This window comes from Luteibacter sp. NPDC104163 (assembly GCF_055584245.1).
Window position 1 is genome coordinate 92,273 of record NZ_JBVJMK010000014.1, and the last position, 23,586, is coordinate 115,858.

Below are 23,586 nucleotides of genomic sequence, written 5' to 3' on the forward strand. Positions count from 1 at the left end.
AATGCTCAGCCTGGCGTGCCAGGGGAGATAGGCCATGCTCACTCCGTTGCAGCGGCGGACCGTCGCAGCGATCGTCAACGTGTTCGAAACGTCGTCTGTGGTCGGCCACTACAGCGCGGTGACGTTCAGTGCGTCGGATGCCGGTCATGTAAGTTACGGGCGCGCACAGGCCAGCCTGGCATCCGGGAATCTTGGAAAGTTGCTGCAGCAATACGCGAGTGTGGCCGACGCACCGTTCAAGCGTGCGCTCGGCCCCTACCTCGAGGCCGCGCTCGCGAAAGATAGCAAGCTTGACCACGATACGTACTTCCAGAACCTGTTGCGCGCCGCCGCGGATGACAAGGCCATGCGCGATACGCAGGATGCGTTCTTCGACCAGAACTTCCTCGAAAAGGCGGTTCGCGCGGCAGAAAAGGCTGGCTTGACGACCGCACTGGGCGCTGCCCTGGCATATGACGCCTTTATCCAGGGAGGTTGGGATAAGGTGTGCAAAAAGACGGACGAAGCCGTCGGGTCGTTAGGCAAAGTGGGCGAGCCGGCGTGGATCCGCGGGTATATCGCGCAGCGGCGGGCATGGCTCATTAGCCTCAAGAACCTTGCATCCAACACCCTCTATCGCATGGATGCCTTCCAGCGACTGGTTGAACTCAACCAATGGGATCTTGGCCTGCCCCTGGTAGTGCGCACGCTCGAGATATCCGAGCAATCACTCAACGCTTTCCCGACCGATTGCTACGACGGCAGCCATCCCGTCGGATCACGGGACCTTTTGCTCGCGCCAGGGGTGCCCGTGCCGCGCGGCCTTGATGTACGCCGCCTTCAGCTCGGGCTTTCGGCAGACAAGACCCTTTCCGTGGTCGCGGATGGCGTATTTGGACGCGGGACACAGTCAGCGATTACTGCCTATCAGCAGGCGCACGGGTTATCGGCGAATGGCGTGGCCAGTGCGAGCCTCGTCGTTGGCATCGCCCAGCCTAAATAGGGGGCAGTCCATGTTCGGTTCCGCAATTCTTGATGTTGCCATCGGGCTCGTCTATCTGTTCGCAATGGTTGCCCTGATGTGCGCGGCCATACGCGAATGCATCGAATCCGTCCTCAAAACACGGGCTGCCTATCTCGAGCGGGGGATTCGGGAGGTACTCCACGATGTGAGTGATGCTGCGCAGAATGGTAGCGGCAGGACGCTTACAGAAGACCTTTACCAACATCCACTTGTTAACTCGCTTTTTTGCGCCGATTACGTGCGGGATCAATGGAACAAGAAGCCGGGGCTATTGGCGCGTGGGCGGAATTTGCCGTCCTATATCCCGAGCAGGAACTTTGCACTGGCGATCCTGGACATCATGGCTGCCGGAGATACGCTGGTATCGGCTGTAAAGGCCAATCCTTTCAAGAACGCCCCGGGGCCCGTGAGCAAGGCGCTTTCAAGCCTTGTTGAACTGGCGCAGGGCGATGTCGAAAAGGCGATAGCCAACGTTGAACGATGGTACGACGACGCGATGGATCGCGTAAGCAGCAAGTACAGGCGGGTTACCCAGCTGTTTATCTTCCTCATTGGCTTTGCCACCGCCGCCGCCATCAATGTCGATGCGCTCGCCATTGCCCGGACCCTATACACGGATACCGACAGGCGCGCAGCCGTGGTCGAGCTCGCCAGCCACGTTTCGTTCTCCGAATCCTCTCCGGCCGGCAAAGGCGCGTTGGATCGGCTCAAGGATTCCCGGGGTCAACTCACCAGCAGTGGTTTACCGATTGGTTGGGCGGACGAACAATGGAGTTGGGACGAGGATGCCACCACGCGGTGGAAACATGTCCTGACTATCTTCGGCTGGATGATTACGGGGCTCGCAGCAACGTTGGGAGCGCCATTCTGGTTCGATACGCTCAACCGGCTGACCAACCTCCGGACGAGCCTGAAGCCCGAAAAACAAACCAAGCCATAACGCCGGGGTTCACCGGTACAAGACATACCGGCCCCTGCGGGCGCGAAATCTAGCGGTCCTGACGAAACAGCGTTTGCGCACGCCACCCTACACAGGTGAGCGGCGGTGGCGTGCGCGTTTTTTCCAAACCGCGGAGGTTGCGGCATGAGCCCAGTCGTGAAGGTGGCCGTGGTGACCGGTGCTTCGCAAGGCATCGGTGCCGGGCTGGTATCCGCGTTCCTCGCGCAGGGCTACCGCGTGGTGGCCAACTCCCGGGCGATCCCTTCCTCCGATCACCCGGATGTGCACGCAGTGCCCGGGAACATCGGTGATCCGGAGGTTGCGGAGCGCGTGATCGGCAAAGCCGTCGAGCGGTTCGGCCGCGTCGATACGCTGGTGAATAATGCCGGCATCTTCGTGCCCAAGCCGTTCGTCGACTACACCGCGCTGGATTACGCCAACGTCCTCAACGTGAACCTGCACGGCTTCTTCTACGTCACGCAGGCCGCGGTAAGGCAGATGCTGACGCAGGGCACGGGCCACATCATCAGCATCACCACGACGCTGGTCGAGCATGCCGTCGACGGTATTCCTTCCGTGCTCACCTCGCTGACGAAAGGCGGGGTCACCTCGGCCACGAAGTCCCTTGCCATCGAATACGCGACGCGTGGCATTCGCGCGAATGCCATCTCGCCGGGCGTGATCCAGACGCCCATGCACGAGCGCAGTGAGTGGGGCGCGCTCGCCGGGCTGCACCCCGTGCATCGCATGGGCGAGATCAAGGACATCGTGGACGCCGTGCTTTACCTCGAGAACGCCCAGTTCGTCACGGGCGAAATCCTCCACGTGGACGGCGGGCAGAGCGCCGGGCACTGACCGCAAGGGCATCCAGACCATGCCGATCGTGACCATCCAGATCACCCGCGAAGGCTCGGGGCCGGGGCGCAAGCACGTCACCGACGAAGAGAAGGCCGAGCTGATCAAGGGCGCAAGCGAACTCCTGTTGCGCGTGCTCAACAAGCCACTGATCTCGACCTTTGTCGTGATCCAGGAGGTCCCGCTCGAGAACTGGGGCTGGGGCGGATTGTCCGTGCTGGAGTTCCGCAAGCAGCATCCCGACGGGCTCAAATAGCTCCCCCCACCGAGGAACCCACCATGAAGCTCAACCTCGTTGCCTCGGCGCTGCTCGCCGCGGGCCTGGTGTTCGCTGTACCCGCGTTCGCCGCGGAACCACCCGCAGCGGCCAAGGGAAACCAGCCGTCCGATCATGAAATCAAGCTCATCAAGGTCACGCCCGAGTATTGGCGTGTCGTCCTCGACCGTCCGCCGTTCAACATCTTCGGGCCGGAGACGATTCCCCAATTGAACGCGGTGATCACCGCGCTGGAGACGGACCCCAAGGTGCGCGTCGTCGTGTTCGAGAGCGCGGTGCCCGGGTTCTTCCTGACCCATTACGACTTCGTGCCGCCGCTCAGCGACAGCACGAGCATCCCGAATGGCGCAACGGGTCTTCCCGCGCTTCCCGATATGTTGGTGCGGCTTAGCAAGGCCCCGGTGGTGTCGATCGTGAAGGTGCGCGGGCGCGCCACGGGCGTGGGGAGCGAGCTGTCGCTGGCGAGCGACATGCGCTTCGCCAGCCGCGAGAAAGCCCTGTTCTCGCAGTGGGAGATCGGCGCTGCGCTGGTCCCGGGTGGCGGCCCGATGGCACGCCTGCCGCGGTTGATGGGGCGCGGTCGCGCGCTGGAGGTCGTGTTGACCGGCGACGACATCAACGGCGACCTGGCCGAACGCTACGGCTACGTCAATCGATCACTGCCCGATGCGCAGCTCGATGCTTTTGTCGACGCGATGGCCCGGCGCATTGCACGCTTCGACAAACAGTCACTGGCGGACATCAAGAAGCTGGTGAACGAGAATAGCCTGCCGCCTGACAAGGAGATCCAGGAAGGCTGGGATGGCTTCATTGAATCGGTGAAGCGGCCCGCGGGGCAGAAGAACGTGAAGGCCTTGATGGATGAAGGCCTTCAGGTGAAGCCGGATGTGGAAGTGCGATTGCCGTATTACACGGGGAAGCTGGACCCGGTGCCTTGAAGCCAGAGGTAGAGCTATCGCGCGCAAGCGCGCTCCCACAGGGGTACGGCGACCTCGTGGGAGCGCGCTTGCGCGCGATAGGTGCTAGCCCAACCGCTTGATCGCCTCCGCGACGCCGGCCCCGTACTCCGCGTGGCACGCCGTGCAGTTAGCGATATGCCGCTGCACCACCGGCTCCGAGGCACCCTTGATCGCCCGCGCCGTGTTCTCGAACAATACCTGGCGCTGCGCGGCGGACATGTTCTCGAACAGCTTGCGCGGCTGCGAGAAGTAGTCCGTATCCTCACGGTGGTTCCACCGCGCGGCCGCGCCATCGATGGCGAGCGGCGGCTCGCTGAAGTCCGGCTGCGGCTGTAGCGCACCGCGGCTGTTCGGCGCGTAGCTGGTGGCATCGCTCTTCGATGCGTCCATGCGCATCGCGCCATCGCGGTGGTAGCTGTGCACCGGGCAACGCGGGGCGTTCACCGGGATCTGCGCGTAGTTCACGCCGAGCCGGTAACGCTGGGTGTCGCCATACGAGAACAGGCGGCCCTGCAGCATCTTATCCGGCGAAAAGCCGATGCCCGGCACGATCACGGCCGGCGAGAACGCGGCCTGCTCGATATCCTGGAAGAAATTCTCCGGATTCCGGTTCAGCTCCATCACGCCGACTTCGATCAGCGGGTAATCCGCATGCGGCCACACCTTGGTCAGGTCGAACGGGTTGTACGGGGTCTTACCCGCATCGGCCTCCGGCATGATCTGCACATACAGCGTCCAGCGCGGGAAATCGCCGCCCTCGATCGCGTTGAACAGGTCGCGCTGGTGGCTCTCGCGGTCACCCGCGATGATGCCGCCGGCTTCCGCATCGGTCAGGTTCTGGATGCCCTGCTGGGTCCTGAAGGTGAATTTCACCCAGAAGCGCTCGTTGTTCGCATTGATGAAGCTGTAGGTATGCGAACCGAAGCCATGCATATGGCGGAAAGAACGGGGGATACCGCGCTCGCTCATCACGATCGTGACCTGGTGCAGGGCCTCGGGCAGGTTGGTCCAGTAGTCCCAGTTGTTGTCGGCCGAGCGCAAGCCGGTGCGGGGGTCCCGCTTGATCGCGTGGTTCAGGTCAGGGAACTTCAGCGGATCGCGGATGAAAAACACCGGGGTGTTGTTACCCACGAGGTCCCAGTTGCCTTCCTCGGTGTAGAACTTCAGGGCGAAGCCGCGGATGTCGCGCTCGGCATCCGCCGCGCCGCGCTCGCCTGCCACGCTGGAAAAGCGGGCGACCATCTCGGTCTGCTTGCCCACTTCCGAGAAGATCTTCGCGCGGGTGTACTTCGTGATGTCGTGGGTCACGGTGAAGGTGCCGAAGGCGCCGGCGCCCTTGGCGTGCATGCGGCGCTCGGGGATCACTTCGCGATCGAAGTGGGCGAGCTTCTCCAGAAACCACACGTCCTGCAGGAGTGCCGGCCCACGCGGGCCGGCGGTCATGGTGTTGTCGTCATCGGCGACGGGGGCGCCGAATACGGTCGTGAGCTTGCTCATCGGTGGTCCTTGGGAACGTGGGGATCAGGCCCGGGAGGCATCACGTTAGGGAGCTTCACGCGGGATGTGAAATTCAAAGTTCTTTTCAGCCCGATAGCTTGTAGCTATGAGTCGCCGCTTCGTTCTCGCCGCCGCTCAGGTCGGCCAGCCGTTGCCGAGGATGCAATGAACGAAGTCGGTGCGATGGAAGTGCGGTTCCTTGTGCGCCATGACGTCGGCCTTGACGTTGCCGAACGTGGTCTCGGGCTTGTTGCGGATGCCGTTGTAGAACGCGTCGATGATGCCGGTCTTGAACGCGGGCCCACGCGGATGGGCATCGGCCACGAGCTCGCGATCGTGCGTGTGCACGTTATCGAAGCCCAGGCCAAGCACGTCCATCTCGACGCCGGCGGTGAGCAGGGCGATCTCCGGCTTCATGTGCTGCGGGATGCCCGGGGTGGTGTGCAGGGCGATCGATGCCCAGACCGTGTCGACCTGTTCCGGGCTGATGCCACGGGAAAGCAGGAAGTCGCGGGCGACGTTCGCGCCATCGACCTCAAACCGCTCGGTCTTGCTTGAGTGCGCGGGCATGAGGCCCATGTCGTGGAACATGGCGCCGGCGTAGAGCAGCTCGGGGTCGTACTTGAGGCCCTTGGCATTGCCGGTCAGGGCGCCGAAGAAGAAGACGCGGCGGGAGTGGTGGTAGAGCAGGTCGGTTTCGGTATCGCGAACCAGCTGGGTGATCTCGCGCGCCAGGGCGCTATCGGGAACGGTGATACCTGCAACGGTCGTGGCCATGGTGGCGCCCTCTGGGTGGTTGGTAGGGACCATTTCAGCCCCTGAGGGCGGTGGCCGGATCGGGCGCGAAGCATCCAATCCGGCCAAATCAAAGCCAATAGCGCCATGTGGGAGCGCGCTTGCGCGCGATGGCGCTGCGGAAGAGCATCGTTCGCAAGCTCACTCCCACACGACCCTCAGGCTTTCTTACCCACCTTCCGATCAAGGAAATCACCGATCAGCGGCATGATTTCGTCGCCCTTGTCTTCAAGCGCGAAGTGGCCGGTCGGGAAGAGGTGGAATTCCAGGTCCTTCAGGTCGCGCTTGTACGGGTGGGCGCCGTCGGCGGGGAAGATCGTGTCGCGCTCGCCCCAGGTGATCAGGGTCGGCGGCTGGTACTCGCGGAACAGGCGCTGCACTTCCGGGTACAGCGGGACGTTCTTGCGGTAGTCGTACATCACGTCCATCTGCACATCTTCGTTGCCCGGGCGGTCGAGCAGCGGCTGGTCATGGGCAACGTTATCGGGCGAGATGCGGCTCTTGTCGTCCACGCCATCCGTGTACTGGAAGATCGTGGTCTCGCGCTTCACCAGCCAACGCAGCGCGTCGCGGCTCTTGGCGGCGCCATCGGCCCAGTACACCTTGATCGGATCCCAGAACGCCTTCAGGCCTTCGTCGTAAGCGTTGCCGTTCTGCACGATCAGCGCGGTGAGCTTCTCGGGGTTCTTCAGGAACAGCTGCCAGCCGACCGGCGCGCCGTAATCCATGACATACATGGCGTACTTGTCGACCTTCAGGCGTTCGAGCAGCGTGCGGACGATGTTGCCGAAGCCTTCGAAGCTGTAGTGGTAATCCTTGATGTCCGGCGCATCGCTTTCACCATAGCCCGGGTAATCCGGCGCGATGACGCGATAGCGCGTGGCGAGGTACGAAATCAGGTTGCGGAACATATGCGATGAGGTCGGAAAGCCATGGAGCAGCAGGACGACGGGGGCGTCAGCCGGGCCGGCTTCGCGGTAGGCGATGTTGAGACCGTCGATCTTCTCGTTGCGGTAGAAGACGACCGGGGGCTTGGCTTGGGTGTTCATGGTGGTATCTCCAAAAATGAAGGATGGGATCGTGGTTACAGTTCGAGCACGAGGCGTCCGGGGCGGGCCCAGGACACGCAGGTACACATGCCTTGCGTTCGCATGGCGGGGGTGAGGCAGACATCGCGGTGGAGCGGCTCGCCTTCGAGCACCTGGGTGTAGCAACTTCCACATTCGCCGCGCTTGCATTCCCATGACACGAACGCGTCGGCGGCGATCAGCGCGTCAAGGATGGGGGTGCCGGGCGGGACATCGACGGTGATCCCGGAAAGAGCGAGTTCCACCGTCAGCGGTGCATCGCCGTCGTGCGAGCGGGCACCGAAACTTTCAAACCTGAGGGCATGTTTGGGCCAGCCGAGATCGGTGGCGGCGGCAGCGAGTGCCTGGAGGAGGCCGGCGGGGCCGCAGGCATACACCACGTCACCGGGCTGGTAGGCGCCGATGAGCGTGCCCAGGTCCGCGCGGCCCGCTTGCGCGGAGACATGCAGCGACACTGCATCGCCACCGATCGCCCGGACTTCCTCCGCCAACACGGCGTGGTCCGCATGGCGCGCCAGGTAGTGCAGGGCGAAGGGGACACCGCGGCATGCCAGCGCGTGGGCCATGGATACCATCGGCGTGATGCCGATGCCGCCGGCGACAAGCAGGATGCGCGGCGATGGCTGCAGTTCCGGAAAGGCGAGGGGGAACATGTCGAACGGCCCCGTCACGTCAAGCGCACTGCCCGGCGCGAACTCGTCGTGGAGCGTTGCCGAACCGCCCTTGCCCTGGTCTTCGCGCTGTACGGCGATGCGGTAAGCATCGGCGGGGCCGGTGTGGCCGATCAGCGAGTAGTGGTTCTCGAAGGTGCGCCCATCGGCGGCACTGAAGCGCAGGACGATATGCGAGCCCGGCAGCCACGCCGGCAGGCGCGCGCCATCCTGGCGGCGGATCTGGAACTCCTTCACCCGTGGGCTGAGTGGCAGGACATCACTGATGATGAACGACATGGCGGCGCTCCTCAGCGGGTCACGGGCGGGTTGAAGGGCGAGGCGTCCAGGTCTTCCCACTCGGCACGCGGGATCGCGTCGCGAAGCACCCAGCGATCGACATGGAACTCGAGGAAGCGGCCGGTGCCGCCGGTGTTGTCGCCCGGGTCGTCCTGGTCCCAGAGCAGGCGCGCGGTGCCGGTGAGCTGCAGCAGGCGGCCGTTCGCGAAATCCGGGATGCACAACCCCGCGCGGGGATCGAGCGTGAGGTTGCCCCAGGTGTTGAACATGCTGTTACCGTTGAAATCCGGGATGCGCAGGGTGCGCTCGTCCACCTGGTGGATGAAGCCCGTGCCGCCGCCGCGGTGCGATGCATCGGCGCCGGTCTGAGCGTGGTGGCTGGCGATGAACAGCGTGTCCGCGCCGGCGATCAGCGTTTCCACGCTGCCGCGCAGGACCGTACCTGACGCGGTCTGCGACATGAGCCCGGTCTCGCCCAGTGCGCGCAGGTGGCGGCGGTGGATGTAGCGCGGGCAGTTCGGGTAAGCCTGGGCGATGCTGACTTCGATACCGGCGGCGTCGAGCCGGGTGACCGTACCGTTGACGCGGTAGCGGCGGCGCGAGCCCAGCTCGATGAAGAGCATGCCCACGTCCTTGTTCGCGTCGATATTGGCCCAGAACGGCTCGTCGGCGTCGCGATGATTCACCGGCACGTCGATCTCGATGGCATGGCCATCGGCGGTGTGCATGAAGCCCGGCTTGCCGAACAGGAGCGATGCCCAGACGTTGCCGTTAGCGTCGGTGCTGCCCAGGGCGACCATGAACTGCTTCGCGATGAACGGACGCGCCCCACCGATCACCGTATCGCTCATCATCGCGATGTTGCGGTCGGCGATGGCATCCTCGCCCGCGCGGACCTGCACGGTACGTTCGCCATCGTGGAATGCCTTGTTGCCGTTCATGGGAGGACCCTCGTTTCGATGGGTCCATTCTTCGGAAGAGGGGCTGCGCCGGGAACGAGACGGCTCGCAATTGACTGTTGCGCCCGGCGGCATGCCAGCACCGGCGTGGGAGGCCTGCGGTGCGGCCTGGCCGTTGCGGGGCAGGGATTTCCAAGGAATACTCGCGAAATAATGGCCTCATGGGTCAACGCAGCATTTCGCCGGACGCAATGCCATGGATCAGATCCACCTCATGAAGGTCTTCGTCGCCGTCGGCGAAGAAGAAAGCTTCGCCGCCGCGTCGCGACGCATCGATCTCTCGCCGGCGGCCGTCACCCGTGCCATCGCGGCGCTGGAAGACGAGCTGGGCGTGAAGCTGCTCGCGCGTACCACGCGCAACGTGCGCCTTACCGAAGCCGGCAGGCGCTACCTCGACGACACGCGCAACATCCTGGCCAGCATCACCGAGGCCAACGAGGCCGCCGCCGGCGTGAACGCGGCGCCCAAGGGCAACCTTTCGGTCACTTCGTCGGTGCTGTTCGGCCGCTGGTTCATCATGCCGTGCATCGTCCGCTACCTGCAGGAACATCCCGAGGTGGAGGTCTCCGCCTTCTTCCTCGATCGCGTGGTCAACCTGGTGGAAGAGGGCATGGATGTCGCGGTCCGCATCGGCCACCTCCCGGATTCCAGCCTGAAGGCGCTGCGGGTAGGCCAGGTGCGCCGGATCCTGGTCGCCTCGCCGGACTACCTCGCGAAGCACGGCGTGCCGAAGCATCCTGCCGACCTACTGCACCATACGGTCATCGCCGCGAGTGGCATCTCCCCGCGGGTGGACTGGAAGTTCGGCGCGGTCGACGACCCGACCATGGTCCGGATGCGGCCGCGGCTCACCGTCTCCAGCAACGATGCTGCCATCGCCGGTGCGGTCGCGGGGCTTGGCGTCGCCCGCCTGCTCTCCTACCAGGTGGGCGATGACCTGGCGGCCGGACGGCTGCAGATCATCCTCGCCGAGTACGAAGAGGCGCCCTGGCCGGTCCACATCCTCCACCGCGAGAGCAAGTACGGCTCCTCGAAGGTGCGCCACTTCATCGACCTGCTGGCCGACCACCTGCGCAGCCACCCCCATCTGGCCTGAGCATTCCGCCTGACGCAATGAAGCCTTGCTTCGTGCGACGTTCCCGCTGTGTCACGCAATACCTAGGATGAGCCATCCGCCGCCACCCGTGGCGGATACCCATCCCACTCCCGAAACACGGAACCCCCACCATGAAAGCCGCGATCATCATCCTTTCCGATCCCAAGGCCGGCGAAGAAGCCCTCGGCCGCATGTTCAACGGCCTCGCCGCCGCGTTCGACTTCAAGCAGAAGGGCGCCGAGGTAGGCATCTACTTCCAGGGCACCGCCACGCGCTGGCCGGGCGTCCTCGCCGACGCGAAGCACCCGATCCACGCGCTGTTCAAGGCCGTTGAAGACAAGGTCGTCGGCGTGTCCTGCGGCTGCGCCGATGTGTTCGGTGCACGCGAAGAAGTGGAGCAAGCCGGCTTCGACCTGATCACCGACAACAGCGTCCCGGGCACGTCCGGCCTGCCGAGCATCGCGCAGATCGCAGCGGACGGATACACGATCTTCAGCTTCTAAAGAGCCATTGTGGGAGCGCGCTTGCGCGCGATGGGCCCAGCGACAACCCCCATCGCGCGCAAGCGCGCTCCCACACAATGAAGCCGCCGAGGTTACCCCGGCGGCTTCTTCATGTTCAGGCCGCCAGCAGATACTCGTCGGTCGAAACCACTTTCGCATAACCGAACTCAAGCGCGGCCATGAACGCGGCATGCACCAGGCGCGCCGGCACGACCACGCCGTTGAACGAAAGATCGAGCGTTGCGCAGGTGTCGTGCACTACCGTCGCCTTGTAGCCGAAATCGTCAGCGGCACGGGTCACCACGTCGATGCACATGTGGCTCATGTTGCCGATCGCAATCACGTCGGTAATGCCGTTCTCATCAAGGATGGACTTGAGCGGCGTCTCCCGGAACGGATTCAGCTGGTGCTTGATGATGAGGGTCTCGCCTGGCAGGTTGCGGGCCTTCGGGTGGATCTGTACGCCGTGCGTATCCTGCACGAAGAACGCGGCATCGGGGGAGAGCGCGTCATGCCGCACATGGATCACGAGGTCACCGTGCTCACGTGCATGTGCGATGACGCGCGCGGCGTTGTCAGCGGCTTCGTCCGCACCGACCAGCGGGTACTTTCCGCCTGGGAAATAGTCGTTCTGGATATCGACGACGACGATGGCTTTCTTGCTCATGGGGTACTACCTGATGGGAATAGGGGTGGCCCCGCATGCGCCATGCGGCGGGGCAAGGCGAACGATGGGGGCCCGTGGCCCCGTGCAGAATGCATGCGCGGCGTAATGCACTGTTACGGCAGGCGCAATGGCACCAACCAATGGCACGTTTGTGCGCGCGGCGCTCGCTATATCGTCGGGCCCATGTCGTAAGCGGGAGTGCCAGGGAAGCGCATGAATGTGTTCGCTCCGTTGATCCGGCGGCCTGCCGGCGCGTCGTTGCTGGGTATTGGCTTGCTGATCGCCGGCGTCTGGGCCTACCTGCTGCTTGGCGTTGCCGCGTTGCCCGCCATGGATCTACCTGCCATCGTGGTCGTTGCACAGATGCCGGGCGCCAACGCCGACACCATGGCGAACACGGTCATGGCCCCGCTGGAACGGCATCTCGGGCGCATTCCCGGCATCACCCAGCTCTCGGGTATCGCCGACGAGGGCAGTGCGCAGGTCCAGATGCTGTTCGATTTCGGCACGGACACGGACGCCGCCGCGCGTGACGTGCAGGCCGCGATCAACGCCGCGGCGAAGGATCTTCCTTCCGGGCTGCCTTCGCCGCCGCAATACCTGAAGTTCGACACATCGCAACTGCCCGTGGTGCTGATCGCGCTGAGCTCGCCCGGCACGGCGCCGGACCGGCTCTATGACCTGGCCGACAGCCTGGCGAAACCGGCGATCGCCCAGATCGAAGGCGTCGCGAACGTACGGGTTTCCGGCGGTTCCCCGCATGCCGTCCGCGTGGAACTGGACACACAGGCCCTCGCTGCGAAGGGCATGACGGCGACCGACGTCAGCAATACGCTGGTCGCAGCCAACGTCACCTCGGCGCTGGGGACCCTCAGTAACGGCCATAGCCAGATGACGATCCTGGCGAACGATTCACTGACCTCCCCGGCGGGATTCGGCCGCATGATTGTCGGTGTGCGCAATGGCACACCGGTGCGCCTGAGCGACATCGGTACGATCACGAATGGGCAGGAAGACGAATACCAGGCCGCCTGGCTCAATGGCCAGCGCAGCGTCGTGCTCCAGGTGAGCAAGCGACCGGAAGCCAATGCGGTCGCCACGGTCGATGCCATCAAGGCACGCATCCCTGCGCTGCATGGGCTGCTTCCCGCCGATACCCGGATCACGCCGATCTTCGATCTTACCCAGACCACGAAGACCGCACTGCACGAAGTGGAGATCACGCTCGGCGTCAGCGTGCTCATGGTGGCCGGCGTGATGCTGCTGTTCCTGCGCCGCGTCGGGCCCACGCTGATCGCCATGGCCAGCGTGCCGCTGTCGCTCGCCGGCGCCTTCGGCGTGATGTGGTTGCTCGGCTATTCGTTGAACACGCTATCGCTGGTCGCCCTGGTGCTCGCCGTCGGGTTCGTCGTGGACGATGCGATCGTCGTCATCGAAAACATCGTCCGCCACATGGAAATGGGCATGCCGCCGCTCGACGCCGCGCTGGTCGGTACGCGCGAAATCGGCTTCACCGTGGTCTCGATCACCCTCTCGCTGATCGCCGTGTTCGCGCCGATGGTGTTCGGGAACAACATGTTTGTTTCCCTGGTGCACGAGTTCTCGGTGACCCTGGTCGCCGCCATCGTGGTCAGCGCGCTCGTGTCGCTCACCATAACGCCCGCGTTGTGCGGCCGCTATCTCGTGCATCGTGCGGCGGGTGACGTGTCGCGCGTTGCGGCCGCGCTCGGCCGGTGGGACGACTCGGTGTTGCACCACTATGAACGCATGCTGCGCTGGTCGATGCGCCATCGCCGGCTGATGCGCTGGCAGCCGGCCTTGCTACTTGTGCTGACCGGTGCGCTTGCCGTCGCCGTGGCGGTAACCGCCGGTGGAGGGCTGATGCCCGATGAGGACCTCGGCATGCTCCAGGTGGGCGTGAGCACCGAGGCGAATGTCTCGCCTGGCCAGCTCGCCGAGCGCACCCGTGCCGTTGCGGACATGGTGCAGGCCGATCCCGCTGTGGCCGATGTCACGGCAATCCTGGGCGGGAGCGGGAGTGGCGGCGCAGTCGGCAATGCATCGACCATGTATGTCGGGCTGAAAGCGGCCGGTGGGCGGGCGGTGAGCGTCAAGGACGTTATTACCCGCCTGTCGGCGAAGACAGCGGCATTGCCAGACCTGAAGGTGGTCATGACCCCCGTGCAGTTCTTCGGTGGTGGCGGCGATACGCGTGGCGGCGGGCCGCAGTACCAGCTCCAGCTGACCAGTTCCACCGGTACGAGCCTGCAGGCCACCACGCTGGCCCTGGCGAAGCAGCTGCGTGCGATGCCGCAGCTGCGCGACGTCAGCACGAGCTTCGATGCGATCGGGAAGCAGCAGGCGCTGACCGTCGACCGCGATACCGCGGCCCGCCTGGGTATCGGTATGTCCGATGTGGACGATGCCTTGTACAACGCGTTCGGCCAGCGTCCAGTGTCGATGATCTATTCGGAGATCAACCAATATCGGGTCATCCTGACGGCGTCCGGCGCACACTCGTTGCAACCGGAAGGCCTTCTCAATACCTATGTGCGTACCCGAAACGGCAACATGGTGCCGCTATCGGCGTTCGCGCGCATCGCTCCGTCGATCACGCCCACCGGCGTGAGCCATTACAACCAGCTCGAATCATCCTCGGTGAGCTACAACCTGTCCGCTGGGGTGAACCAGGTGCAGGGGATGCGTCTGGTAGAGGATCTGGTCGCACATGCCCGGTTACCGCCAGGCGTGCAGGAGGAGCAGGCTGGAAACAACAAGAAGCTGCTTGAAGCGGTCACCGGCGCACTGCTGATGCTGGTGGCGGTGGTGGTCGTCATGTACGTCCTGCTTGGTGTCCTTTACGAGAGCCTCATCCATCCGCTGACGATCCTCTCTACATTGCCGGCCGCCGGCATGGGCGCCTACCTGGCGATGTTCGTGACCCAGACCCCGCTCACGCTCATGTCGGTTATCGCGGTGCTGATGCTGATCGGCATCGTCAAGAAGAATGCGATCATGATGGTGGATTTCGCCCTGGTCGCCGAACGTGAGCGCGGCATGGCACCGGTCGACGCGATCTTCGAAGCGGCGATGGTGCGGTTTCGTCCCATCACCATGACCACCCTGGCCGCCATGGGCGCCGCGTTGCCGCTGGCCATCGGCTTCGGCGTGGGCTCCGAGATGCGCGTGCCGCTGGGCATCGCCATCCTCGGCGGCCTGCTCGTTTCCCAGCTGCTCACGCTGCTAAGCACCCCGGCCATCTATCTCTGGCAGCACGACCGTGCCCTCAAGAAGGCGCGGCGCCTTAGTCCCAGAGCCGTCCGGGCAGGCGCTGGGTGATCTCCTGCACGACCCATTCATTGCCGTCGGGATCGCTGAACGACAGGAACGAGGCGTAGCTCTTCCGATCCGGATTCGGCCCGTCCACGCGGTTGTGGTTGCCCCCATGGTGGAACAGCCCGTCCGCATCGTGGAAGACCTCGCTGGTCTCGATGCCGCGCCGGCGAAGTTCGTCGCGAACGGCCACGACGTCGTGCGCGACCAGGTGCAACCCGCGTGCCGACCCAGGCGCCGCCTCGGTCATCTTGTCGCCGAAATGCACCGAGCAGGCCGATTGCGGCGGCGTGAACTGGATGACGCGAAAGCCCTTCTCATTGGCAAAGTCGGCATCCAGCCGCCAGCCGAGCCGGCTGTAGAACGCCTTAGACCGGTCGGGATCGGCCACGGGGATGACCACGATCTCGAAGGTGAGCGGGAAGGGGAAGGGGGTGTCAGCGGCCGGCGTGCTGGTCATGGGAGCGGTCCCTTGGGAGCAAAGGTGGACGATCTGCTGCCACGGCACCTTCGTCTTGTCGGCGTTTGCCCCAGCTTCGTCCGGTGGACACCGCTAAATCCCCTAGTCCTGGCACGTGTCCTCCCCGGGGTTCGGCAACCGCTATTCCGTGCGCGTGAAGTAGTGCATCCGCATGGCCGGCTTGCCCTTGTCGTCGTAGAACGAGACCGTTTCCGTCATGGTCTTGCCGTCGGGCGCGACGGCGTAGATGCGCGTGGAGGCGGGTACGCCGCCCATGCTCAGGCCCACCACCAGTACGTTGGGTTGTGGGTGTTCCATCGCGGCGGCATCGGCCTCGGGGCTGCCCACGACCGGCACCGACGTGCCGTCCAGCGGGTTGGTGCCCTTGGTGTGCACCTGCTTTCCATCGGCGAAGACGATATCGACGCCCATGGTCAGGCGATTCGTTCCCGCATCGGTGAAGGTGAGCAACACGCTTCTCGGCCGCGCCTCGGGCGGCATGGGCATGCGCGAGGTGTCGACCGACCAGCGCCCCATGAGCGGAGCGGCAGTCGGCGCGCTGGCCGAGGCGGAGGCCGACAGCGCGAGCGCCGTGGCCAGGGTGGATGCCAGGAAAGCGTGCTTCATGCGACCTCCGTCAGTTGACGACCCTTTCGGTGACTGGCCCTTGGGTGGCCAGCGTACTGTCCGGACTGATCATACGACCCTTCAGGCTGTCGAGGCGCAGGCCGTGGGTGCGGCACACATCGATGCCGTTGAGCCGCGAAACCCGCTGGTCGCTGAAGGTGACCCGCATGTCGCGCAGGCACGGGCCGTTCGGCAGCTGGAATGCCGTCGACGTGAGGCCACCGGTCAGTGCGCCGCCGAGGCCCACGGGCTGGAACGCGTCAGTGCCGCTCGGGGCCAGGGCGAGGGTCGCGACGCTCGCCGCCGTGGCGTTGACCAGGTTGAAGGGCGCGGCAGTCTGCCGGTCGGCCGCCGCGTGCGTCGGGCTGGTGGCGCACGCGGTGGAGGCGAGGGTGGCGAGCATCAGGGCGAGGCAGGGCAGGATCCGTGTCATGGGGGTTCTCCGGCGAGTGGGGTAGCCGGTGCGCCAGGGGCGACCAGCGGCGCCATCTAGCCGCGGACGGGCACGCGCGGAAAACGGTTTCGGGACGAATCGTCGTAGCGGCATGACCAATGGCAGTGATGCCGCGTTTTGCTTTCCACGCGTGCGCGGAGGTGCCTAAGATGTCGCCGCGACCCACCCCAGGACCCTCCCATGAAAGTCCGCCTCGGCACTACGCAGATTGGCCTGGGCCGTTACCTCGGCATGTGGGGCGTGATCGTCGTGGCGTTCACGTGGCAGACCTACATGCACGATGACCTCACGGGCCACACCGGGGATGTCGTCGACTACCTGCGCTGGAACATCATCCAGTGGTACACGTGGGCGGCCCTGGCTCCGCTGGTATTCAAGCTGGGCGAGCATTACCCGATCCTGGTTCCGCTGCGCCTCGCGGAACTATGGGTACCGCTGTTCGCCAGCATCGGGATGACGGGCCTCGCCCTGCTCATCGGCGCCATGGTGTCGACGCTCTTCGAACCATCGGGGCTCGCGTACCAGTGGCAACAGTTCCTCGGCCAGCATGCAGCAACCGGTTTGCTGACCTGCTGGGGTCTGTTCGGGATCCAGCAGGCCATGCGTTTTCGTGAGGAGAAGACCCAGCGTGAGCTCGAGGCATCGCAGCTCGAATCACAGCTCGCGGATTCGCGACTGCAGGTACTCCGGACACAGCTGCAGCCACACTTCCTGTTCAATACGATGCACGCGATCGCGACGCTGCTCCACGAGGACGTGACGTCCGCGGAAGACATGCTGCTTCGCCTCAGCGATCTGCTCCGGGCCTTCCTGGAGGAGTGCCAGGGCCAGGAGATCACCCTGCGCCAGGAGCTCGTCCTGCTGGATCTGTATCTCGGGATCCAGCGCACCCGGTTCAAGGATCGCCTGGATACGCGAATTTACATCGCGCCCGATACCCTCAACTGCGCCGTGCCGAGCCTGATCCTGCAACCGATCGTGGAGAACGCAATCCAGCACGGGATTGGCAAGCGCGTCGGCGACGATTGCGTGGAGATCGAAAGCCGTCGCGATGGCGACAGCCTGGTGATCGAAGTGCGTAACCGCAACAGCACCCTGGAAACAACCGGGTCCGACGCAGCGGACGGCCATGGCATCGGCCTGTCGAACACGCGCCTGCGCCTGGGCGAACTGTACGGGAACGCAGGGCAGGCGGAGCTGCATATGCTTTGGCCACGCGGCGTAGCCTGTCGCCTGCGCATGCCCTTCCAGGTCATCGATGAAGACGAGCCGGAGATCGTGGAGGTATGAAGCTTTCCGTCCTGGTGGTTGACGATGAGCCCATCGCCCGCCAGGCGGTGGTACGTCTGCTGCGTGACGACCCTGACATCGCCGAGCTTAGCGAGCATGGCGATGGCGCTTCGGCGGTCGGTGCGATTCGCGCCGGCTCGCCGGACCTGGTGTTCCTCGATATCCAGATGCCGGCGATGTCCGGGATAGACGTGGTGCGTACGGTCGGCGCCGGGCGCATGCCGGCCACGGTGTTCGTTACCGCGTATGAGCAGTACGCCGTGAAAGCGTTCGAAGCCAATGCGGTCGACTACCTCGTGAAACCGTTCAGCAGGGAGCGCTTCGAGCATGCCCTGAGCCGAGCGAAGAGCCGTCTCAGCACGCCCGGCGGGCAGGCCGAAGCCTCGTTAAAGATCATGCAGGCGCTGGATGCGCTGCACCGGCGCGACCAGTACCTCGACCGCATCCCCATCCGCGAAAGCGAGCAGATCACCTTCGTCGACGTGAACGATATCGTCTGGATCAAGGCCAGCCGCAACACGGTGCTGATCCACCTCGCCGACCGCGTGCACGAGATGCGCGAGACCATGGCAGGCCTCGCCGAGCGCCTCGACCCGCGCCAGTTCGCCCGCGTCCACCGCTCGGCGATCGTCAACGTCCGCCGCGTGCAGGCGGTCCACCCCTGGTTCAACGGCTACCACGTACTCACGATGGATACCGGCCAGAAGCTGCGCATGAGCCGCTACCAGCACGAGGCGTTCCTGAAGCTCGTCTCCCTGTAGCTCGCCCGCCTTTGTGGGAGCGCGCTTGCGCGCGATGGGTGCTCGCGGCAAGACCCATCGCGCGCGAGCGCGCTCCCACATGGTCTTTCCCCCGCAGGGGCGCGGTTTCTTCAAGACGCAAGCCCAGTCGGCCGCCGCATGCTTCGCTGGCCGGCCGCCTCGCGGCCATAGGGAGGGAAGAAGATGAAACGTGTCTCGTTAGCTGTATCGGCGGCACTCGCCGTCATGGCATGCGGCGTGGCAGTCGCCGAGGATGCGCCACCGCCGCCATCCAGTCCCGTGGTGAAGATCAACGCAGCGGCACCCAATGCGAAGATCGAGACGACGCCACTACGTGGCCCCCTCGCGATGCTCTCGGGTTCGGGCGGAAACATTACCGTGCTCAGCGGCAAGCAGGGCCAGCTTATGGTCGATGCGGGGCTCGCGGTATCGCGCGCGAAGGTGGAGGCCGCACTGGCGGCGCTGGGCAAGCGGCCCCTGCGGTATCTGATCAACACGCACTACCACTGGGACCACACCGACGGTAACCCCTGGGTGCATGAAGACGGCGCGACGATCATCGCCACGGCCGGCACGGTCAAGCGCGTATCGACCACCACGCGCGTGGACGACTGGCAGTTCACGTTCAAACCGCTCCCTGCGGGAGGCATCCCGACCGAGATCGTGACGAGTGACAAGACGTACCACTTCGACGGACAGACGGTCGAGGTCAAGCTGGCGAACCCGTCGCACACCGACACCGACCTCTACGTGATCTTCAAGGAAGCGAACGTCGCCTCGCTGGGCGACCTGTTCTGGAACGGCGTCTACCCGTTCATCGACAACGAAAACGGCGGCGGTATCGACGGCATGATCAAGGCCGATGACGCGATCCTCGCGCAGCTCAACGACGATGTCGTGATCGCACCCGGTCACGGGCCTGTCGGTACGAAGCAGCAGCTGCGCGAATTCCGCGACATGCTCGCGGCTGTTCGCGACAACGTCGCCGCACTGAAAAAGCAGGGCAAGTCACGCGACGAAGTCGTCGCCGCCAAACCCACCGCGAAGTTCGACGACAAATACGGCCACTTCGTTATCGACCCCGACTTCTTCACCCGCATCGTCTACGACGGCCTTAAATAGCAACGCAGTCACTGTAGGAGCACGCTGTGGGAGCGTGCTGTGGGAGCGCGCTTGCGCGCGATGGGTGCTCGCGGCAAGCCCTATCGCGTGCAAGCACGCTCCCACAGCGCGCTCCTACAGGGCGGTATCGATCCGTTGCTGCGCCACGCGCTCGGGAAGCGCCTCCATGATCCACTCAATGAAAGCCCGCAGGCGCGCGTTGTGCCTGCGCTCCGACGGATAGACAAGGTAAGCGGGCAGGGGAGGCGGCTGGTACTCGGCGAGCAGGGGCACCACCTGGCCCGTCGCGATATACGGTGCTACCGCGAACGCAAGCGTCTGGACGACGCCAAGTCCGGCTAGCGCAGCGGCGACATGCGCGTTGCTCTCGTTGACCTCCACGGTCGAAATGAGCCCCGCATCAAAGTCCTCCGCGGGGTTGCCGAATCGCAGGGGCAGGCGCCGGCCCGACCGCGCGGAGAAGTAGCCGACGATCTCGTGGCCATCGCGTGCGAGGTCCCCGGGGTGGTGCGGCGTACCGCGCCGCGCGAGATACGAGGGCGCCGCGCACGTGGTCCACGGCAGGTCGACGATGTGGCGGGCGATCAGGTTCGGATCGTCGGCCGTGCTCCGGATCGCGCAGTCCACACCTTCACCGATGAGATCCACGGTGCGATCGGTCACGCCGACCTGCAACTGGATTCCCGGGTAGCGCTCCCGGAAGGCCGGGAGCGCGGGAAGGATCAGGGCGTGCGCGACCGAGCCGCCGGTTTCGATACGCAGGGTCCCGACCGGGCTGCCGCTGCCACCCGCCAGGGTCGTCTCGAAATCGTCCAGTTCGGCCAGCCAGTGCCGCGTGCGCTCGTAGTACGCCGCCCCGGCGGCCGTCACGGTCACCCGACGCGTCGTGCGTTCGAACAGGCGCACCCCCAGTTGCGCCTCGAGGCCCTGGACGAGCTTGGTGACCGTGGACTTGGGCAATCGCAGCCCATCGGCGGCTTTCGCGAAGCCCCCTGTCTCAACTACCCGGCCGAATACACGCATCGCGAGCAGATGGTCCAAGATTGTTTCCCCCAGGGAATAGTGAAATCGCCGGTGGATTATTTATCCATCAAGCAGAAATAACCAGACTATTCCCCATCGACCGCGTCGCGGTCTTCGGAGCCCAAGCTCATGAACACGCTCGCCAACAGCAACATCCACACCACCCGCCACGCAGGCAAGATCGCCCTGGTCACGGGCGGCAGCTCCGGCCTGGGCCTGGCCACGGCGGAACGCCTGATCCGCGAAGGCGCGACCGTCTACATCACCGGTCGCCGCCATGCCGAGCTGGATGCCGCCGCCGCAAAGACGGGCGCCATCGCCATCCAGGGTGACATCGCCGTCGCCGCTGACCTGGACCGCATCTTCGCCACCATCCGCGAGCGCAGCGGCAAGCTCGACATCCTGTTCGCCAACGCGGGTGGCGGCGAGTTCGTGCCGCTCGGCCAGATCACCGAGGCCCATTTCGACAAGTACTTCGGCATCAACGTGAAGGGCACGCTCTTCACCGTGCAGAAGGCGCTGGAACTGATGGGCGAGGGCGGTGCGATCGTCCTCAACGGGTCCATGGTGTCGATCAAGGGTGCCCCGGCATTCGGGGTCTATGCCGCCACCAAGGCCGCGCTGCGTTCGTTCGCCCGCACCTGGGCCAGCGACCTCAAGGGCCGCGGCATCCGCGTCAACGTCGTCGCCCCGGGCACCATCGTCACACCGGGTTACTCGACCGAACTGGGCATGAGCGAACAGCAGATCGCCGATTACTCCGCCTACGTCGCAACGGTGACCCCGCTGGGTCGTACGGGTGAGCCGGACGAAATCGCCAAGGCCGTGTCGTTCCTCGCCTCGGACGATGCCAGCTACATCACGGGCATCGAGCTCTTCGTCGACGGCGGCCAGGCCCAGATCTGAGGTCCGGCGGTCAGCGTCATGAAGAACGGTGGTGGGTCCGACTAGACTGGTCCCACCACCGCCCTGGGCCTGACTTTTGTCTACCGCTACGGAAATGGCTACACCGGCCGTGAGGCGAGCCCGCCTCACGGCCCTTGGCTTGTTCGATGTGGCTTACGCCATCGACCTCGCGAAAGCCCGCGCCTGTTGCGCCGATACACCGCTGGCCGATGAGCCAGTGGCCTCGCTGACCTTCGATGTACCCCCGCTGCGCCTGCAGTACGGCACCGTGGAAATACCGCTTCCGGACGGACCCGTGCAAGGCGAGGTTGCCGTCCACGTGTACGACTTCGGGGCCATCGCCCTCGCCATTACCTGCATCGCCGAGGACCTTCCGTGGCCGCGCTTCGTCGAGTTCGCGCGGCAGGTTGAAGAAGCGCTGGCCTTCGACAAGGCTTCGGCGCCGTGGATGTCCCTGCTGGCCGCGGTGAAGACCCGGTTTGCACCGGCGCTGGAACGGCCGAATGAAGCTGTCATCCAGGAGGATTACCACCTCATTGAAATCGACGCGTTCACTGCGCCCCTGCCGGATGTCCTGCACCGCGTCGTCGATCTTTCCCCGCTTCTCGCCGGGGATCCGCGCCCGCTCTCGGTCGAGGCGCGCGAGATCCTGCTCCGGCACCGCTTCGCGTACCTGGCCGAGGACTGCGTCGTGGTCACCCGCGACCGCGCCTTGCTGTACCAGCCGGGTGGCGATGCCGGCATCGCCGCGGTGCTCGAAGTCGCCAATGCCCAGCTGCTGGAGCTGCGTTACTACGGCAACCTGCTCGATGATGAGCTCCCGCGGATGTACGACCTGGTCGATCGCACCCGCAGGGTTTCGGCCTTTTTTGCCCCGTCCGAGCTATCGCGTCTCGCACGCCGGCTGTACACGGTGTGGGCCGAGGTCACCGAGCTCACCGAGAAGGTGGAAAACGCCCTCGAGGCGATGGGACACCCTTACCTGGCCCAGGTCTATACCGCCACGCTCGAGCTGTTCGGCGTGCCGGCGCTGGGCGCCGCGGTCGATCGCAAGCTGGAGATCGTCCGGGACACCTACGCTGCGCTTTATGACGAGGCTTCGGTGAGCCGCGCAGGCATCCTGGAGATCACGATCGTCCTGCTGATCGCCGTTGAGCTGGTACTGGCAATCTTCAAATGATGCCCGCATATGGGGCCTATCCTTAGCCGAATACCTGCCAGGCCCCCCATGCCCAAGAAAATGAAAATCGACTTCGTCTCCGACGTCGCCTGCCCGTGGTGCGTCATCGGCCTCGGTGGACTCGAGCGCGCACTCGAGAACCTGAAAGATGTCGTCGAGCCGGAGATCACCTTCCATCCGTTCGAGCTCAACCCGAACATGGCGAAGGGTGGCGAGAACATGGTGGAACACATCGTCAAGAAGTACGGCATCCCGGCCGAAGAAGCCCGTACGAACCGTGAGCGGATCAAGGCGCGCGCGGCGAGCGTGGGTTTCACGATGAACACGTCCGATGCCAGCCGCATCTACAACACGTTCGATGCGCACCGCCTGATGGCGTGGGCCGCGGGTAGCGGCAAGCAGCAGGCGCTGAAGCACCAGCTGTTCACCGTGAACTTCACCAACCAGACGGATCCGGGTGACCACGACGCGCTGGTAGCTGCTGCGGAAAAGGCCGGCCTTGACTCGGTCGAAGCCCGCGCGGTCCTGGCATCCGACCGTTACGCGAACGAAGTGCGCGCCGACGAACAGCTGTGGCAGAGCCGCGGCATCTCCGGCGTTCCTGCTGTCATCGTCAACGACAAGTGGCTCATCTCCGGCGGCCAGCCCCCCGAAGAGTTCGAGCGCCAGCTGCGCGGGATCGCGCAGGAAGCCTGAACCTGTGGGAGCGGGGGGGGGCGCGGGGGGGGTGGGGGCGCCCCCCCCCCCCCCCCCCGCGCCCCCCCCAAACCATTTTGGGTTAACCGGGGGGGGGGTTTGGCGGGGGGGGGGCCCCCGCGAGGGGGGGGAAGAGGCGTAATGG

Annotated in this window: 24 protein-coding genes; 14 read left to right on the forward strand and 10 right to left on the reverse strand. The window is 64.9% G+C overall.

The genetic code is table 11. The features are described from left to right. Positions 1-34 precede the first annotated feature (34 nt). From ACZ6YI_RS16310 to ACZ6YI_RS16330, 5 genes are all read left to right on the forward strand, one after another. On the forward strand, positions 35-982 hold the full coding sequence (locus tag ACZ6YI_RS16310; protein ID WP_465779580.1) for a chitosanase: 948 nt from the start codon (positions 35-37) through the stop codon (positions 980-982). A gap of 10 nt (positions 983-992) precedes the next feature. Then, on the forward strand, positions 993-1,943 hold the full coding sequence (locus ACZ6YI_RS16315; RefSeq protein WP_465779581.1) for a hypothetical protein: 951 nt from the start codon (positions 993-995) through the stop codon (positions 1,941-1,943). Positions 1,944-2,087: 144 nt separating this feature from the next. Further along, on the forward strand, positions 2,088-2,798 hold the full coding sequence (locus tag ACZ6YI_RS16320; RefSeq protein WP_465779582.1) for an SDR family NAD(P)-dependent oxidoreductase: 711 nt from the start codon (positions 2,088-2,090) through the stop codon (positions 2,796-2,798). Between the two features lie 19 nt (positions 2,799-2,817). Further along, positions 2,818-3,054 (forward strand): tautomerase family protein, encoded by a 237-nt coding sequence (locus ACZ6YI_RS16325; protein ID WP_465779583.1) that lies wholly within the window; start codon positions 2,818-2,820, stop codon positions 3,052-3,054. A gap of 23 nt (positions 3,055-3,077) precedes the next feature. Next, positions 3,078-4,013 carry an enoyl-CoA hydratase/isomerase family protein gene (locus ACZ6YI_RS16330; protein ID WP_465779584.1) on the forward strand — a complete coding sequence of 312 codons (936 nt, stop codon included), beginning with the start codon at positions 3,078-3,080 and terminating at the stop codon, positions 4,011-4,013. A gap of 84 nt (positions 4,014-4,097) precedes the next feature. Here the strand turns inward: ACZ6YI_RS16330 and ACZ6YI_RS16335 are convergent, their stop codons facing one another. The 5 genes from ACZ6YI_RS16335 to ACZ6YI_RS16355 all read right to left on the reverse strand — a co-directional run bounded on the left by ACZ6YI_RS16335 (position 4,098) and on the right by ACZ6YI_RS16355 (position 9,305). Beyond that, positions 4,098-5,531: a catalase gene (locus ACZ6YI_RS16335; RefSeq protein WP_465779585.1), complete on the reverse strand. Its 1,434-nt coding sequence runs from the start codon at positions 5,529-5,531 to the stop codon at positions 4,098-4,100. A gap of 135 nt (positions 5,532-5,666) precedes the next feature. Then, complete coding sequence (locus ACZ6YI_RS16340; RefSeq protein WP_440326427.1) at positions 5,667-6,308, reverse strand: HD domain-containing protein; 642 nt, start codon at positions 6,306-6,308, stop codon at positions 5,667-5,669. Between the two features lie 176 nt (positions 6,309-6,484). Beyond that, on the reverse strand, positions 6,485-7,375 hold the full coding sequence (locus ACZ6YI_RS16345; protein WP_465779586.1) for an alpha/beta fold hydrolase: 891 nt from the start codon (positions 7,373-7,375) through the stop codon (positions 6,485-6,487). Positions 7,376-7,410: 35 nt separating this feature from the next. Further along, entirely contained in the window at positions 7,411-8,364 is a 954-nt protein-coding gene (locus ACZ6YI_RS16350) for a PDR/VanB family oxidoreductase (protein WP_465779587.1), read from the reverse strand. Between the two features lie 11 nt (positions 8,365-8,375). Beyond that, complete coding sequence (locus ACZ6YI_RS16355; RefSeq protein WP_465779588.1) at positions 8,376-9,305, reverse strand: pyridoxamine 5'-phosphate oxidase family protein; 930 nt, start codon at positions 9,303-9,305, stop codon at positions 8,376-8,378. Between the two features lie 214 nt (positions 9,306-9,519). Between ACZ6YI_RS16355 and ACZ6YI_RS16360 the strand changes: the two genes are divergently transcribed. Then, entirely contained in the window at positions 9,520-10,419 is a 900-nt protein-coding gene (locus tag ACZ6YI_RS16360; RefSeq protein WP_465779589.1) for a LysR family transcriptional regulator, read from the forward strand. A 131-nt stretch (positions 10,420-10,550) separates the two neighbouring features. Then, positions 10,551-10,922: a DsrE family protein gene (locus ACZ6YI_RS16365; protein WP_465779590.1), complete on the forward strand. Its 372-nt coding sequence runs from the start codon at positions 10,551-10,553 to the stop codon at positions 10,920-10,922. 115 nt (positions 10,923-11,037) lie between these two features. On the opposite strand, the gene ACZ6YI_RS16370 is transcribed toward ACZ6YI_RS16365, so the two are convergent. Continuing rightward, the gene (locus ACZ6YI_RS16370) at positions 11,038-11,589 is read right to left on the reverse strand and encodes a cysteine hydrolase family protein (protein WP_465779591.1); all 552 of its coding nucleotides are present in this window, start codon (positions 11,587-11,589) and stop codon (positions 11,038-11,040) included. Positions 11,590-11,802: 213 nt separating this feature from the next. On the opposite strand from ACZ6YI_RS16370, the gene ACZ6YI_RS16375 reads away from it, so the two are divergent. Beyond that, a complete protein-coding gene (locus tag ACZ6YI_RS16375) occupies positions 11,803-14,928 on the forward strand; it encodes an efflux RND transporter permease subunit (RefSeq protein ID WP_465779592.1) in 3,126 nt (1,041 codons plus the stop codon). Here ACZ6YI_RS16375 and ACZ6YI_RS16380 read toward each other — a convergent pair. The 3 genes from ACZ6YI_RS16380 to ACZ6YI_RS16390 form a co-directional block, all read right to left on the reverse strand. Continuing rightward, entirely contained in the window at positions 14,894-15,382 is a 489-nt protein-coding gene (locus tag ACZ6YI_RS16380) for a VOC family protein (protein ID WP_440329987.1), read from the reverse strand. The two genes, ACZ6YI_RS16375 and ACZ6YI_RS16380, sit on opposite strands and share 35 nt — an antisense overlap. A gap of 141 nt (positions 15,383-15,523) precedes the next feature. Further along, the gene (locus tag ACZ6YI_RS16385; RefSeq protein WP_465779593.1) at positions 15,524-16,009 is read right to left on the reverse strand and encodes a hypothetical protein; all 486 of its coding nucleotides are present in this window, start codon (positions 16,007-16,009) and stop codon (positions 15,524-15,526) included. Between the two features lie 10 nt (positions 16,010-16,019). Further along, positions 16,020-16,442: a hypothetical protein gene (locus tag ACZ6YI_RS16390; RefSeq protein ID WP_465779594.1), complete on the reverse strand. Its 423-nt coding sequence runs from the start codon at positions 16,440-16,442 to the stop codon at positions 16,020-16,022. A 201-nt stretch (positions 16,443-16,643) separates the two neighbouring features. Here ACZ6YI_RS16390 and ACZ6YI_RS16395 point away from each other — a divergent pair, with 201 nt between their 5' ends. The 3 genes from ACZ6YI_RS16395 to ACZ6YI_RS16405 all read left to right on the forward strand — a co-directional run bounded on the left by ACZ6YI_RS16395 (position 16,644) and on the right by ACZ6YI_RS16405 (position 19,636). Further along, positions 16,644-17,753 carry a sensor histidine kinase gene (locus ACZ6YI_RS16395; protein ID WP_465779595.1) on the forward strand — a complete coding sequence of 370 codons (1,110 nt, stop codon included), beginning with the start codon at positions 16,644-16,646 and terminating at the stop codon, positions 17,751-17,753. Next, the gene (locus ACZ6YI_RS16400) at positions 17,750-18,514 is read left to right on the forward strand and encodes a LytR/AlgR family response regulator transcription factor (RefSeq protein WP_465779596.1); all 765 of its coding nucleotides are present in this window, start codon (positions 17,750-17,752) and stop codon (positions 18,512-18,514) included. The genes ACZ6YI_RS16395 and ACZ6YI_RS16400 overlap by 4 nt, the downstream gene beginning before the upstream one ends. A gap of 183 nt (positions 18,515-18,697) precedes the next feature. Continuing rightward, positions 18,698-19,636: an MBL fold metallo-hydrolase gene (locus ACZ6YI_RS16405; protein ID WP_465779597.1), complete on the forward strand. Its 939-nt coding sequence runs from the start codon at positions 18,698-18,700 to the stop codon at positions 19,634-19,636. 114 nt (positions 19,637-19,750) lie between these two features. On the opposite strand, the gene ACZ6YI_RS16410 is transcribed toward ACZ6YI_RS16405, so the two are convergent. After that, complete coding sequence (locus tag ACZ6YI_RS16410) at positions 19,751-20,677, reverse strand: LysR family transcriptional regulator (RefSeq protein WP_465779598.1); 927 nt, start codon at positions 20,675-20,677, stop codon at positions 19,751-19,753. Positions 20,678-20,788: 111 nt separating this feature from the next. On the opposite strand from ACZ6YI_RS16410, the gene ACZ6YI_RS16415 reads away from it, so the two are divergent. The 3 genes from ACZ6YI_RS16415 to ACZ6YI_RS16425 all read left to right on the forward strand — a co-directional run bounded on the left by ACZ6YI_RS16415 (position 20,789) and on the right by ACZ6YI_RS16425 (position 23,441). Continuing rightward, the gene (locus ACZ6YI_RS16415) at positions 20,789-21,565 is read left to right on the forward strand and encodes an SDR family NAD(P)-dependent oxidoreductase (RefSeq protein WP_465779599.1); all 777 of its coding nucleotides are present in this window, start codon (positions 20,789-20,791) and stop codon (positions 21,563-21,565) included. Positions 21,566-21,674: 109 nt separating this feature from the next. Then, on the forward strand, positions 21,675-22,745 hold the full coding sequence (locus tag ACZ6YI_RS16420; RefSeq protein ID WP_465779600.1) for a hypothetical protein: 1,071 nt from the start codon (positions 21,675-21,677) through the stop codon (positions 22,743-22,745). Positions 22,746-22,805: 60 nt separating this feature from the next. Next, entirely contained in the window at positions 22,806-23,441 is a 636-nt protein-coding gene (locus ACZ6YI_RS16425) for a DsbA family oxidoreductase (RefSeq protein ID WP_465779601.1), read from the forward strand. Positions 23,442-23,586: the final 145 nt, after the last annotated feature.